The 12546-nt window shown below is 70.6% G+C and carries 15 protein-coding genes; 9 read left to right on the forward strand and 6 right to left on the reverse strand.

Features of this window, described 5'->3' with window-relative positions:
* Window positions 1–26 precede the first annotated feature (26 nt).
* Together ACWF7A_RS28455 and ACWF7A_RS28460 are read right to left on the reverse strand one after the other, a co-directional pair.
* The gene (locus tag ACWF7A_RS28455; protein WP_452253547.1) at window positions 27–638 is read right to left on the reverse strand and encodes an alpha/beta hydrolase family protein; all 612 of its coding nucleotides are present in this window, start codon (window positions 636–638) and stop codon (window positions 27–29) included.
* A complete protein-coding gene (locus tag ACWF7A_RS28460; protein ID WP_452253548.1) occupies window positions 635–1357 on the reverse strand; it encodes an SOS response-associated peptidase in 723 nt (240 codons plus the stop codon). The genes ACWF7A_RS28455 and ACWF7A_RS28460 overlap by 4 nt, the downstream gene beginning before the upstream one ends.
* 85 nt (window positions 1358–1442) lie before the next feature.
* On the opposite strand from ACWF7A_RS28460, the gene aroA reads away from it, so the two are divergent.
* The 6 genes from aroA (at window position 1443) to ACWF7A_RS28490 (ending at window position 6089) form a co-directional block, all read left to right on the forward strand.
* Window positions 1443–2711: a 3-phosphoshikimate 1-carboxyvinyltransferase gene (aroA, locus tag ACWF7A_RS28465; RefSeq protein WP_452253549.1), complete on the forward strand. Its 1269-nt coding sequence runs from the start codon at window positions 1443–1445 to the stop codon at window positions 2709–2711.
* Window positions 2712–2714: 3 nt separating this feature from the next.
* On the forward strand, window positions 2715–3716 hold the full coding sequence (rsgA, locus tag ACWF7A_RS28470; RefSeq protein WP_452253550.1) for a ribosome small subunit-dependent GTPase A: 1002 nt from the start codon (window positions 2715–2717) through the stop codon (window positions 3714–3716).
* A gap of 29 nt (window positions 3717–3745) precedes the next feature.
* Entirely contained in the window at window positions 3746–4285 is a 540-nt protein-coding gene (locus ACWF7A_RS28475) for a hypothetical protein (RefSeq protein ID WP_452253551.1), read from the forward strand.
* Between the two features lie 79 nt (window positions 4286–4364).
* On the forward strand, window positions 4365–4817 hold the full coding sequence (locus ACWF7A_RS28480; RefSeq protein WP_452253552.1) for a hypothetical protein: 453 nt from the start codon (window positions 4365–4367) through the stop codon (window positions 4815–4817).
* On the forward strand, window positions 4814–5338 hold the full coding sequence (locus tag ACWF7A_RS28485) for a hypothetical protein (RefSeq protein WP_452253553.1): 525 nt from the start codon (window positions 4814–4816) through the stop codon (window positions 5336–5338). Before ACWF7A_RS28480 ends, ACWF7A_RS28485 begins: the two co-directional genes overlap by 4 nt.
* A gap of 34 nt (window positions 5339–5372) precedes the next feature.
* Window positions 5373–6089, forward strand: a complete 717-nt coding sequence (locus tag ACWF7A_RS28490) for an NAD-dependent epimerase/dehydratase family protein (RefSeq protein WP_452253554.1) — start codon at window positions 5373–5375, stop codon at window positions 6087–6089.
* Here the strand turns inward: ACWF7A_RS28490 and pruA are convergent.
* On the reverse strand, window positions 6086–7714 hold the full coding sequence (gene pruA, locus ACWF7A_RS28495) for an L-glutamate gamma-semialdehyde dehydrogenase (RefSeq protein WP_452253555.1): 1629 nt from the start codon (window positions 7712–7714) through the stop codon (window positions 6086–6088). The two genes, ACWF7A_RS28490 and pruA, sit on opposite strands and share 4 nt — an antisense overlap.
* An 87-nt stretch (window positions 7715–7801) precedes the next feature.
* Here pruA and ACWF7A_RS28500 point away from each other — a divergent pair, with 87 nt between their 5' ends.
* Both ACWF7A_RS28500 and ACWF7A_RS28505 read left to right on the forward strand, forming a co-directional pair.
* Window positions 7802–8137 carry a VOC family protein gene (locus tag ACWF7A_RS28500; RefSeq protein ID WP_452253556.1) on the forward strand — a complete coding sequence of 112 codons (336 nt, stop codon included), beginning with the start codon at window positions 7802–7804 and terminating at the stop codon, window positions 8135–8137.
* Window positions 8137–8964 carry a GNAT family N-acetyltransferase gene (locus ACWF7A_RS28505; RefSeq protein ID WP_452253722.1) on the forward strand — a complete coding sequence of 276 codons (828 nt, stop codon included), beginning with the start codon at window positions 8137–8139 and terminating at the stop codon, window positions 8962–8964. The genes ACWF7A_RS28500 and ACWF7A_RS28505 overlap by 1 nt, the downstream gene beginning before the upstream one ends.
* Window positions 8965–9124: 160 nt before the next feature.
* Here the strand turns inward: ACWF7A_RS28505 and ACWF7A_RS28510 are convergent, their stop codons facing one another.
* From ACWF7A_RS28510 to ACWF7A_RS28520, 3 genes are read right to left on the reverse strand one after another with little or no spacing between them, the layout of a single operon-like run.
* Window positions 9125–9616: a DUF6912 family protein gene (locus tag ACWF7A_RS28510; protein WP_452253557.1), complete on the reverse strand. Its 492-nt coding sequence runs from the start codon at window positions 9614–9616 to the stop codon at window positions 9125–9127.
* Window positions 9613–11004 carry a WS/DGAT/MGAT family O-acyltransferase gene (locus tag ACWF7A_RS28515; protein WP_452253558.1) on the reverse strand — a complete coding sequence of 464 codons (1392 nt, stop codon included), beginning with the start codon at window positions 11002–11004 and terminating at the stop codon, window positions 9613–9615. Before ACWF7A_RS28515 ends, ACWF7A_RS28510 begins: the two co-directional genes overlap by 4 nt.
* 9 nt (window positions 11005–11013) lie before the next feature.
* The gene (locus ACWF7A_RS28520) at window positions 11014–11679 is read right to left on the reverse strand and encodes a phosphotransferase (RefSeq protein WP_452253559.1); all 666 of its coding nucleotides are present in this window, start codon (window positions 11677–11679) and stop codon (window positions 11014–11016) included.
* A gap of 105 nt (window positions 11680–11784) precedes the next feature.
* On the opposite strand from ACWF7A_RS28520, the gene ACWF7A_RS28525 reads away from it, so the two are divergent.
* Entirely contained in the window at window positions 11785–12531 is a 747-nt protein-coding gene (locus ACWF7A_RS28525) for a TrmH family RNA methyltransferase (protein ID WP_452253560.1), read from the forward strand.
* Window positions 12532–12546: the final 15 nt, after the last annotated feature.

Below are 12546 nucleotides of genomic sequence, written 5' to 3' on the forward strand. Positions count from 1 at the left end.
GCCGCGCACTCCCGTGAGCAGGCTATTTAGTCGAGCGGCCGCAGCACTCGGTCGAGCCATTCGCCGACAGACCGGCCGACGTCGCCCACGGACGCCTTCAGCGAGTGGTCGCCCTTGAGCAGCACGACCTCGCGGTGAAGAGCACGGCCGGGCTGGCCGAACGGGTCGTTCTCGCCCTGCACGACCAGCGTGGCGACCTCGACGCCGTCGAGCTCGGCCATCCGCGACTTCTCCGGCTTGCCCGGCGGGTGCACCGGGAAGGCGAGGCACAGCACCGCCACGGCCTGGCCCTCGACCGACGTCCGGCAGGCCACCCGCGCGCCCGACGACCGGCCCCCGAACACCAGGGGCAGGCCGTCGAACCAGCGTTCGCCCAGGTCCTCGACCACCGCCATCCAGGCCGTGTCGAGCTGGTTCGCCGGTGCCGGGGCACGTCGGCCCGCGACGCGGTAGGGCTGTTCGATCAACGCCACGTGCACGCCGACCGAGTTGGCGGCGTGGCACGCGGCGACCAGGTCCGGGGCCTCGACGCCACCACCGGCGCCGTGGCCCAGGAGCAGCGCGGCGCGCGGTTCGTGGGCACAGTGCAGCGAGGCCCGCGCGGGACCGTGCGGCGTGTCCACCAACAGCGTGGTCACGACAGCTCGAGCTGGGTGGGTGCGGGCTCCTCGGCGAGCGAGACGCGGTCGACCAGGGACGGGTTGTTGTTCTTCACGCTGTTCACATCGGTCGAGACGGGCCGCAACTCCAGTGCCTCGACGATCGACGGGTCCGGGCTCAGCAGCTCGGACGGGTCGAGCGAGGCCGGGTCGAGCCACGCCGACCAGCGGTCCCGGGGCAGCAGCAACGGCATGCGGTTGTGCACCTCGGTCAACGCGCCGATCGAGTCGGTGGTGAGCACCGCACACGTGACGGTCGGAACGTCGTCCTTCCACCACACGGACCAGATGCCCGCCATCGCCAGGGACGTGTCGTCCCCGAGCGTCATGAAGTACGGCTGTTTGCGCCCCTCGGCCGGCTGCCACTCGTACCAGCCGGCGGCGGGGATGATGCAGCGCCGCTTGGTCACCGACTGCTTGTACGCGGGCTTGGTCAGCACGGTCTCGGCCCTGGCGTTGATCATCTTCGCCGCGCCGGAGAGGTCCTTCGCCCAGTGCGGGACGAGGCCCCAGCGCATGACGCGGACGACCCGCTCCAGCTCCTCGTCCTCGGGCTTGCGCTCGACCACGGCCATGACGTGCTTGGTGGGGGCGATGTTGTAGTCCGCTCCCGGTGCCTCGTCGCCGGTCCCGTCCACCGCGTCGAACTCGGCCGCCAGCAGCGCCGGGTCCTTGGTGGAGGCGTACCTACCGCACAAAACCGATCACCTCCGAAGTTGCGATAATCCCACGTCCCGCACACCAGTGCGAACTGTCCGGGGACTGATGCGGGATCATCTGTGCATGACTCAGCACTGGTCTGCCCCCAGCGCGTCCGGCCCAGTCCACTCGACGGTGCCGGTGCCCGGCTCGAAGTCGATCACGAACCGCGTTCTGGTGCTCGCGGCGCTGGCGGACGGGCCCTCGACGGTCCACGCCCCGCTGCGCAGCCGTGACACGGTGCTGATGACCGCCGCGCTGTCGTCGCTCGGCGTCGGCGTCACCGACCGCGAGGACGGCGGCTGGGACGTCCTGCCCGGTCTGCTGCGCGGTCCGGCCGACGTCGACTGCGGTCTCGCGGGCACGGTCATGCGCTTCCTGCCGCCCGCCGCCGCGCTGGCCGAGGGCGAGATCCGGTTCGACGGCGACCCGCACGCGCGGACGCGGCCGATGAGCACCGTGCTGGGTGCGCTGCGGTCGCTGGGCGTCGAGATCGACGGGGACTCGCTGCCGTTCGTCCTGCACGGCACGGGTTCGGTGCCCGGCGGCGAGGTGACGATCGACGCGTCGGGCTCGTCGCAGTTCGTGTCCGGACTGCTGCTGTCCGCCGCCCGGTTCGACAAGGGCGTCACGATCCGGCACGACGGCAAGCCCGTGCCCTCGTTGCCGCACATCGACATGACGGTCCAGACGCTGCGGTCCGTCGGCGTCGAGGTCGACACGAGCGTCCCGGACGTGTGGCGCGTCGAGCCCGGTGTGATCAAGGCCCGCACGTGGCACGTGGAGCCCGACCTGTCGAACGCGACGGTGTTCCTCGCGGCGGCCGCGGTGACCGGGGGCGAGGTGACGATCCCGCACTGGCCCGCGCGGACGACCCAGCCCGGTGACGCGGTGCGCGGCATCCTGGAGCGCATGGGTTGCGAGGTCGAGGTGTCGGAGCGCGGCCTGACCGTGCGCGGCCCGGCGAAGCTGTCCGGTGTGGACATCGACCTGCGCGACGAGAGCGAGCTCACGCCGACCGTCGCGGCTCTCGCGGCGCTGGCCGAGGGCCGCACGACCATCCGCGGCGTCGCGCACATCCGCGGCCACGAGACCGACCGGATCGCGGCCCTGGTCAACGAGATCAACGCGATCGGCGGCACCGCGACCGAGACCGAGGACGGCCTGGTCATCGACCCCGCTCCCCTGCGCGGCGGCGTGTGGAAGGCCTACGCCGACCACCGGATGGCCACGGCGGGCGCGATCATCGGGCTGGTGGTGCCGGGCATGTCCGTCGACGACATCGGCAGCACCACCAAGACCATCCCCGACTTCCCGGGCATGTGGAACACCATGCTCACCGGGGGCGCGTAGACAGTGGGCAAGCGGGACTGGCGCAAGCTCGACGAGTCCGACGTGCGCGTGCGCCCCGGCAAGGGGACGCGGCCGCGCAGCAAGATCCGGCCGGAACACGCCGACGCCGAGATCGCGATGGTGATCGGCGTCGACCGCGGCCGCTGGACGTGCGCGATGGTCGAGTCCGACGCCGTCGTGACGGCGATGCGTGCACGCGAACTGGGCCGCACGCCCGTGGTGGTCGGCGACCGGGTCGGGATCGTCGGTGACACGTCGGGCCAGCCGGACACGCTGGCCCGCATCGTGCGCGTGGAGGAACGCAGGTCGGTGCTGCGCCGGACCGCGGACGACACCGACCCGTTCGAACGCGTCGTCGTCGCGAACGCCTCCCAGCTCATCATGGTCGTCGCGCTGGCGGATCCCCCGCCGCGCACGGGTTTCATCGACCGGTGCCTGGTCGCCGCGTACGCCGGCGGCCTGGAACCGGTGCTGTGCCTGACGAAGTCGGACCTGGCCTCGGCGGACGCGTTGCTGGCGCTCTACACCGAGCTCGACGTGCCGGTGGTCGTGACGAGGTCGGACGAGGAGCCCGCCGAACTGCGCGCGCGGCTCGCGGACACGGTCTCGTGCCTGATCGGCCACTCCGGAGTCGGCAAGTCCACCCTGGTCAACAAGCTCGTGCCGGACGCGAACCGCGCGGTGGGCGTGGTGTCGGGCGTCGGCAAGGGCCGGCACACCTCCACGCAGGCCGTCGCGCTGCGGCTGCCCGAGGGCGGCTGGGTCGTGGACACGCCGGGCATCCGCTCGTTCGGCCTCGCGCACATCACGCCGGACGACATCGTGAAGGCCTTCCCGGACTTCGCCGAGGCCGCCGAGGAGTGCCCGCCCGGCTGCGGTCACCTGGGTTCACCCGAGGACCCCGGCTGCATGCTCGACGAGCTCGTGCCGGACGCACCGGGGCGGTTGACGTCGTTGCGGCGGTTGCTCGCGTCCCGGGCCGGGATGGACGATTACACGGATTGAGGTTGCGGCGGTCGTTCACACTGGCCCTCGTGAACAGACTTCTGGGGGTCGCCGTGTTGTGCGCCGCCCTCACCGCGTGCACCGCCGAGATCCCCGGACCACCGCCCAAGCCGGTGCCGACGACGTCGCCGCGCATCGACAAGCCGCGGAACCTGGTCGCGGTCGACCCGTGCAAGCTCGTTGTCGAGAACGACTACAAATCACGAGGCTTTGGCACGTTCGCCGTCACTCCCGCACCGTACGAGAAGATCCCTGGCAGCTGCGCGGCCGTGGTCGGCAGCGGGAAGCCGGACGACCTCGTCGTGGTGGTCGGAGTGGCGGAACGCTCGTACGACGAGGAGAAGGCGAACAACCCCAAGGGGCACCAAGGTCTGATCGACGGGCACCACGTCTGGTTCTCGTGCGGCGGACCTCCGCGGGAGATCACGTGCGCCGCGTGGGCCCCGGTCGCCTACAACCGCACGCTCTCCGTGGGGCTGGTGCAGGTCGGCGCGTCCGAGTCCCGGTTGTTGCTGACGGTCCAGGCCGTGATCACCGCGGTGCTCGAACGGCTGCCGGCGGCATCATGACCACACGTCCGCGCCGGCACGAGAACCAGCGAAAGAGGCGAACTCTCGCGAACAAGCCGGCAATGCGAAGGTTGTTCTCATGATGCGACTGCTTCCGGTCCTGCTCCTCGCTCTGGCCGCCTGCTCGGCCCCGCAGCAGCCGTCCACCCCGAAGTTCGAGGACACCGACCCCTGCTCGCTGCTGCAGTCCGGCGACGCGGGCTCGCTCAACGGCACCCCGAACAGGTCGGACAAGGCCTGCGACTACCCGTTCCAGTCGCTGACCGTCCGGCTCACGCTGCTGACCGCGAAGTACGCCGACGAGTCGCAGGAGCTGCTGGCCGACGGCGGCTACGGCGGCGTGGTCGGTGACCGTCCGCTGACGCGCAAGTGCGTCGACGTCTCGGGCGAGGTGACGTGCGACGCCGTCGTCGAGGCGAAGGACGGGCAGCTCGTCGGGTTGAAGGTCCTGCAGCGCAACCACGACCTCAACGTCGTCGGGCAGGTCACCCAGGGGCTGGCCGCGAAGGCCGTCGAAAGGCTGCCGAAGTGAGGCGCTGGCTGCCGTTGGTGCTCCTGGTCGCGGGCTGCGGTTCGGCCCCCGTGGCGGCACCACCGAGCACAACGACGACGACCACGACAGAGACGACGGTCACCACCACGTCGCCGCGCATGGACACACCTCGGAAGCTGCCGGCCGACCCCTGCACGCTGCTCGCGGCAGCCGACTTCAGCGCCCCGCTGGCCGGGCCGCCGGAGCCGTTCCCCGACCTGCCCCGGTCCTGCGCGTTCCGGGAGGGGACGGGCGCCGAGTCCGACCTGTTCGTCATCGTCCAGTTCGCGGGCGCCTACGCGGTGCCCGAGAACGGCACCGAGACCATCCTCAACAGCCACACGGCGGCGGTGTCGTTCGCCACCGGGCCCGGCATCATCGAGTGCACCTACCTGGTCGCGGTCAACGCGACCGAGTCGTACAGGGTCGTCGCGAGCCTGCGCAACGCCAACGACGCCCAGGTCTCCTCGATCGCGCTGGGCAAGGCGCAGCAGGCGTTCCAGCGGCTCGTCACAACCTGAGGCGCTGTCTCGTCCACCTGTCATGAAGGTATTCGTGATCGGTGCGACAGGTGTTCTCGGACGGGAAGCGGTGCCCCAGCTGCGGGCGGCGGGACACGAGGTCGGGGTGCTGGACCGGCACACGACCTCGATGTTCGACGTGGACCAGCTCACGGCCGCGTTCACGGGCTACGACGCCGTGCTGAACCTCGCCACCCGCATCCCGCTCAGCGCCAAGGCCGTCCTCGCCAGCGCGTGGGCCGAGAACAACCGCCTCCGCACCGAGGGCAGTGCCGCCGTGGCCGAGGCCGCGACCAGGGCCGAGGTCGGGCGGGTCGTGCAGGAGGGCATCTCGTTCGTCTACGCCGACGGCGGTGACCGGGAGCTCGACGAGAACGCGCCGATCAAGCCCGTCGGGCACATCGCGAGCTCGGTGACGGCGCAGCAGAACGTCCTGAAGCACCCCGGCGGCGTGTTCCTGCGCTTCGGGATGCTGATCGGCGGCGACGCCATGTCACCGCCGGTGCTCATCGGCGACGGCTGGATGTCGGTCGTGCACCCCGCCGACGCCGCGGCGGCCGCGATCGCCGCCCTCGACGCGCCTCCCGGGATCTACAACGTCGGCACGCCGGTGCTCAAGCGGGACCTGGGGATCACGCGCCTGCCGCGGTTCTTCGGCAAGGTCACGGCCGCGTTCGAGGTGTTCAGCCGTTCGCAGCGGGTGGTGAGCACGAAGCTCACCGAGGCCACGGGCTGGAAGCCTCGGCACTAACCCATGTGCGGGTACCGGTGACTCGTCGGAGGCACCAGCGTTTCCTTGACGACGCGCGGGCTCGTCCACCGCTGCAGGTTGTAGATCGAGCCCGCCTTGTCGTTGGTGCCGGACCCGCGCGACCCGCCGAACGGCTGCTGCCCGACGACGGCACCGGTCGGCTTGTCGTTGACGTAGAAGTTGCCCGCCGCGAACCGCAGGGCGCGATGTGCCTGCTCGACGGCTGCCCGGTCGCGCGCGAACACGGCGCCGGTCAGCGCGTACGGCGTGGAGGTGTCGATGGTCTCCATGATCTTCGGGTAGTCCGCGTCCTCGTAGACGTGCACGGCGAGGATCGGGCCGAAGTACTCGGTCGTGAAGATGTCGTGGCGCGGGTCGGTGCCGAGAAGCACCGTCGGCTCGACGAAGTAGCCCACCGAGTCGTCGCACGAGCCGCCGGCGAGCACCTCGACCGAAGTGGACGCGGACGCCATCAGCAGCGCCTCCTCGTGCTTGGCGAACGCGCGGTGGTCGATGACCGCGCCGCCGAACACCGACAGGTCCGTGACATCGCCGTAGGACAACGACTTCGTGACGTCGAGCAGCTGGTCGCGCACCCCGCCCTCCCACAACGACCGCGGGACGTACGACCGCGACGCCGCCGAGCACTTCTGGCCCTGGTACTCGAAAGCACCGCGGACGAGACCCGTGACGAGCGCGTTCGGGTCGGCGGAGGCGTGTGCCAGCACGAAGTCCTTGCCGCCGGTCTCGCCGACGACGCGCGGGTAGGCGCGGTAGTGGTCGAGGTTGGCCGCCATGGTCTGCCACAACGCCTTGAACGTGCGCGTGGAGCCGGTGAAGTGCAGGCCCGCGAAGAACCTGTCCCGCAACGCGACCTGGCTCAGCGCCTCGCCGTCCCCGGTCACGAGGTTGATCACACCCGGCGGCAGGCCCGCCTCCTCCAGCAGCCGCATGGTGAAGTGCGCGGCCAGCTGCTGCGACGGCGACGGCTTCCACAGCACCGTGTTGCCCATCAACGCGGGCGCCAGCGGCAGGTTGCCCGCGATGGCGGTGAAGTTGAACGGCGTGATCGCCACGACGAACCCGTCGAGCGGCCGGTGGTCCATCCGGTTCCACACACCCGGCGACGAGAGCGGCTGCTCCTCCAGGACGCGACGGCCGAAGTGGACGTTGAAGCGCAGGAAGTCGATCAGCTCGCACGCCGCGTCGATCTCGGCCTGCTGCACGGACTTCGACTGGCCGAGGATCGTGGCGGCGTTGAGGGTGTCGCGCCACGGCCCCGCGAGCAGGTCGGCGGCCCGCAGCAGCACGGCGGCGCGTTCGTCGAACGGCAGCTCCTGCCAGCCCGGTGCGGCGTGCTGGGCGGCGCGCATGGCTTCGGCGACGTCGGAGTTCGTGGCCTGCGCCGTCACGCCGAGAACATGCCTGTGGTCGTGGGGCTGGACGACGTCGATGCGGTCGCCGCCGCCCATGCGCTGCTGACCGCTGATGGTCATCGTCAGCTCGTGCGACGTGCCTTCGAGCTCGGCGATCCGTGCCTGCAGGCTGGCCCGTTCGGCGCTACCGGGTGCGTAGGTCCGCACAGGCTCGTTGACCGGTTCGGGTGCAGACGTGACTGCGTCCATTCCCCCATCGTGGCACGCGGTAGTAGGGTCCGTCGGGTGGCGCGGGTGACTGGCATCGGCGGGGTTTTCCTGCGTTCTAGGGATCCTGTGCGTTTGGCGGCCTGGTACCGCGACAACCTCGGCGTGCCGATGAGCGAGAAGGGCACCGTCACCTTCCACTGGCTCGACACGGCGACGAACGAGTACCCGGGCACGACGACGATGGCGTTGTTCGCGCAGGACACGGAGTACATCGGCGAACCCCACCAGCGCACCATGCTGAACCTGCGCGTGGACGACCTGGTGTCGTTGATGGCCAAGCTGAAGGCACGCGGTGTCGAGGTGCTGCCCGACACGGAGGACTCGGAGTTCGGCCTGTTCGGGTGGTGTGTCGACCCCGAGGGCAACCGGATCGAGCTGTGGGAGCCCGCGGAGGGAATGTGATGCTGGACGAGGCCGTGCGCGCGTTGCGCGACTGGCAGCACGACGATCAGCCGTTCCAGCTCCACCCCGGAGATCTGGGCTGGTACTGGCGTTTCGGGGCCGAGGCGACGGCCGCGGCGGTCCGGACGTGGCGGCAGGACGGGCGGACCGTCGCCGTGGGACTGCTCGACGGCGAGGACCTGCTGCGGTTCACGATCGCGCCGGATCTGCGCGCTGACGAGGAGCTCGCTGTCCGGCTGGCCGACGACATCTGCGCGCCGGAAAGCGGTGTCCTTCCCGCTGGGACCGTCTACGTGGAATCCCCTCGGGGCACGCGGTTCCAGGAGTTGATGTTCGAACGCGGCTGGCAGTCCGACGTGCCCTGGACGCCGTTGCGCCGTGATCTCGCCGCACCGGTGGAGGATCCGGGCGTGCGCGTCGAGGCGATCGGGGCTGATCAGGCCGATGTGTACGCCGGCGTGCTCAGGGCGGCGTTCGAGAAGTCGACGTTCACCGCGGAGCGCTGGCACGCGATGGCTTCCGGCTCACCGCACGCCGACTCCCGCTGCCTGGTCGCGTTCCACGACGGACAGGCCGCCGCGGCGATCACGGTGTGGTCGGCGGGCATCGGAAAGCCCGGGCTGATCGAACCGATGGGTGTGCACCACGACCACCGGGGCAAGGGTCTCGGCAAGGCGATCACCCTCGCCGCGGCGGCGGTGCTGCGCGAGCTCGGCTCGTCGAGCGCGCTCGTCTGCACGCCGAGCTCGAACGTCGGCGCGGTCGCCACCTACCGGGCAGCGGGGTTCATCGCGCTGCCCGAGGTGCACGACCAGCGCCGGGACTAGGCGCTGTCCTGCAAGTTCGTTCGGTGACAGGCGCGGGCGAGAGACCCGGAGGCGGTGCCGCCGCCACGCCCTCATACCGGGCGTATTCGGGCGTTGCGGCGGTGCCGCCTCCGGGTCCCTCGGCCGCCACTGTCGCCCAACGAGACTTGCAGGACAGCGCCTAGAGCAGCTCCAGCACGAACGGGAGCTCCTGCGCCGCATACCAGGCCAGTTCGTGGTCCTCGGCGCTGCCCAGCGCGAACTCCGCGTCCGGGTCGCCTAGGTCCGCCGCGTCGATGACGTCCGCGGCCGCGCGCACGTCCTGCTCGGCCTCGGCCGTGTCGAGGTGCACGGCGGCGACGTCCTTGATGCTGAACGAACCCCCGACCTTCACGACCGAGAAGTCGAGGTCCGGGCGCAACGTCACGTCGTCCATGTCGACCGCGAGCACCGCACGCCGCGGCTCCGCCTTCTCGTCGGCCGCCAGCAGCCGCAGGGAGGCGCGGGCCGCGTCGAGCATCGCCGCGTACTCCAGCTCCTCCGTGTCGCCCGCCGCGTAGGACTCGCGCAGCGCCGGCGTCAGCGCGAACGCCGTGCCGGTCACCGGGGCCAGTTCGCCGCTGTCGACGAACGTGCGCAGCATCGGCACCGTGGCCGGGATGTAGACCCTCATGCGCTCGCCGTCCCCATCAGTTCCTCCACCGACTCCTCGACCATGGTCGCGAGAACGTCCACATCGGACATGGCGTCGCGGTCGCCGTTCAAACCGAAGTACACACCACCGTCGTACGACGTCACCCCGATGGCCAGCGCCTGGTTCTTGGCGAGCGGCACGACCGGGAAGATCTCGGTCATTCTCGCGCCTGCCGCGTACAGCGGCACCTGCGGGCCGGGAACGTTGGTGACGATCACGTTGAACAACCGGCGGCTGAACGAGCTCGCGGCCCGCGCGCCGAGGGCGTGCAGCGTCGGCGGGGCGAAGCCGGAGACCTTCACCAGCGCGTCGGCGGCGACGGACTGGCCGGACTCCTGGTGCGCGCGCATCGCGTGGCTCACGTGGTGCAGGCGGACGACCGGGTTCGGCTCGCCGACCGGGAGGTCGACCAGGTAGGCGCTCACGTTGTTGCCCGAGTCGGGGTCGGCCTCTCGCACCGAGAGCGGGGCCATCGCGCGGATCGTGGTGCTGCCGGTGACGTTCTCGCCGCGGCTGAGCAGCCAGTTGCGCAGGGCTCCGCTCAGCGCCGCGAGCACCACGTCGTTGACCGTGCCGCCGTGCTGCTTGCGGATGGCGCGCAGGTCGTCGAGCTGGGCGCGCGCGACGGCGAACCGGCGCTGCGGCGAGGTGATGCGGACGTTCAGCGGCGTGCCGGGAGCGGGCGTCGCGGCGGTGCGGACGGCGCTCGCGAGCACGCCGAACGCGGTGAAGACCTTCTCGACCGTGTTGACGGTGTCGAGGGCGGCGCTGCGGACGTTCTCGACGAGCTCACCGGGGCTGTGCACGATGTCGGTGACCGCGTCGGCCACGAGCTGCAGCGGGCTGGGCTCGGGCTGCGGCATCCAGAGGTTCTCGACGTTGGTGCGCGGCGTCGGCGAGACGTCCAGCATGACCTGGCCGATCTCCAGCGCCGCGATGCCGTCGATCATGGCCTGGTGGGTCTTGGTGATGACCGCGGTCTGGTTCTTCTCGAGGCCCTCGACCAGGTAGATCTCCCACAGCGGGCGGGAGTGGTCGAGCGGGCGCGACATCAGGCGCGCGATGAGGTCGTGCAGCTGCGTCTCGTTGCCCGGCTTGGGCAGCGCCGACCTGCGCACGTGGTACGTGACGTCGAAATCGGGGTCGTCGACCCACACGGGCCGTGCGATGCGTCCGGGGACGTGCACGACCTTCTGCCGGTAGCGCGGCACGAGGCTGAGCCGTTGCTCGATGAGGTCGACGAGCTTGTCGTAGTCGAAACCGGCCTTGGGCCTCTTGAACACCGCGACGCCGCCGACGTGCATCGGCGTCGTGGAGCCCTCCAGGTACAGGAACGAGGCGTCCAGCGCTGACAGTCGGTCCGGCATGCACCCAGCCTAATGGGGTCCGCGGTCCATCAGCTTCTGAAGTGCGGCGCGTTCGCGCGGATCACGGTCGTGCCTCGCGAGCCTGATGCGCGCGGCCTCCGGGATCGCGTTCTTCGCCTCGGGGTCGACGTTGGCCATGAACGAGCGGAGGAACCGCCAGCGCGTGAGCTTCATGACCGGCGCGAGGTGGGCGACGGCGAGCGAGACCCAGCTGAGCGCGACGTCGAGCCTGCGGTCGCCCTTGCCGGCGCTCGCCCAGTCGAGGACCACGGGCCCTTCCGGGCCGAGCACGACGTTGCCGGGGTGCAGGTCGAGGTGCAGGAGGTTGCCCTCGCCGGACAGGAAGCCGGGCGCCGGGACGAGGTCGAGGCGGCGGTGCAGGTCCGCGAGCTCCTCACCGAGGCTGCCCGCGAGCCACGGCTTGCGGCCGATCTCCTCGGACATCCGCGGGCCGGGCACGTACTGCATGACGAGCTCGTCCTCGGTGGCCTCGTGCACCCGCGGGACGGGGATGCCGCAGCCGCTCAGGTACAACATCATCTCGGCCTCGCGCCGCAGGTCACGGCCGGTGCGCGTGCGTTTTACGAGCAGGCCGTCCGACCGGATGAACACATCCGAGTCCTGCCCGCTCGCGAGATGTTGACGTTGCGCGACGCTGCGCATACCTGACGTCATGTGACGATCATCATCGATATGATCCGAAACACAAGGGCCGAACGGCTCTAGTGCAGCTCTTCACCCGTTTGAGCCCCGCGTGCCTCCCTCTGGCACTCTCTTCCGGTGGAGATCTCGCCCAAGGACCGCTTCGTCACCGTCTACGGCCGCAAGCCAGTGCTGGAAGCACTGGACGACCCGGCGCTCACGGTGGACAAGGTGGTGCTCGCCGACACGGCCCGTGGCCCGGCCGCGCGTGAGATCCTCGACGCCGCCCGCGGCCGCGGCGTGGCCGTGCAGCGCGCCACCGCACAACGCGTGAAGGTGCTGGCCGGCAACGGAAAGCAGGACCAGGGCGTCCTCGCCGACGTGGTCGCGCCCCGCATGAAGCCCCTGGCGCTGGCCCTGGAGGAAGGCGGACTGCGGTCCGTCCTGGTGCTCGACGGCATCACGACTCCCGCGAACGTCGGCATGATCCTGCGCACCGCGACCGCCGCGGGCATCGACGGCATCGTCGTCCCCCGCCGAGGCGTCGCCTCGATCGACCCGCTCGTGGTCAAGGCCTCCGCCGGAGTGGCTTTCCGAGCGCCCGTTCTGCGCTGCGGCACCTCGGCGGAGGCCTCGGCTTTGTTGCGCGCGTCCGGCTATTCGCTGTTCGCGCTCGATTCCCATGCCACCGACACGATTTATTCCGCCACATTCCCCGAGCGCGTGGCATTCGTGCTCGGCAGCGAAACCTCCGGAATCACCGACGACGTGCGTCCTCACGTCACGTCGCGGTTGTCGATTCCGATGGCGGCAGGCGTGGAATCCCTGAACGTCGCCTCAGCGGCGGCCGTGCTCTGCTTCGAGCTGGTGCGCCGGGCTCAGTGATCGTCGGGCTCATGA

The organism is Lentzea sp. NPDC055074 (assembly GCF_053608005.1).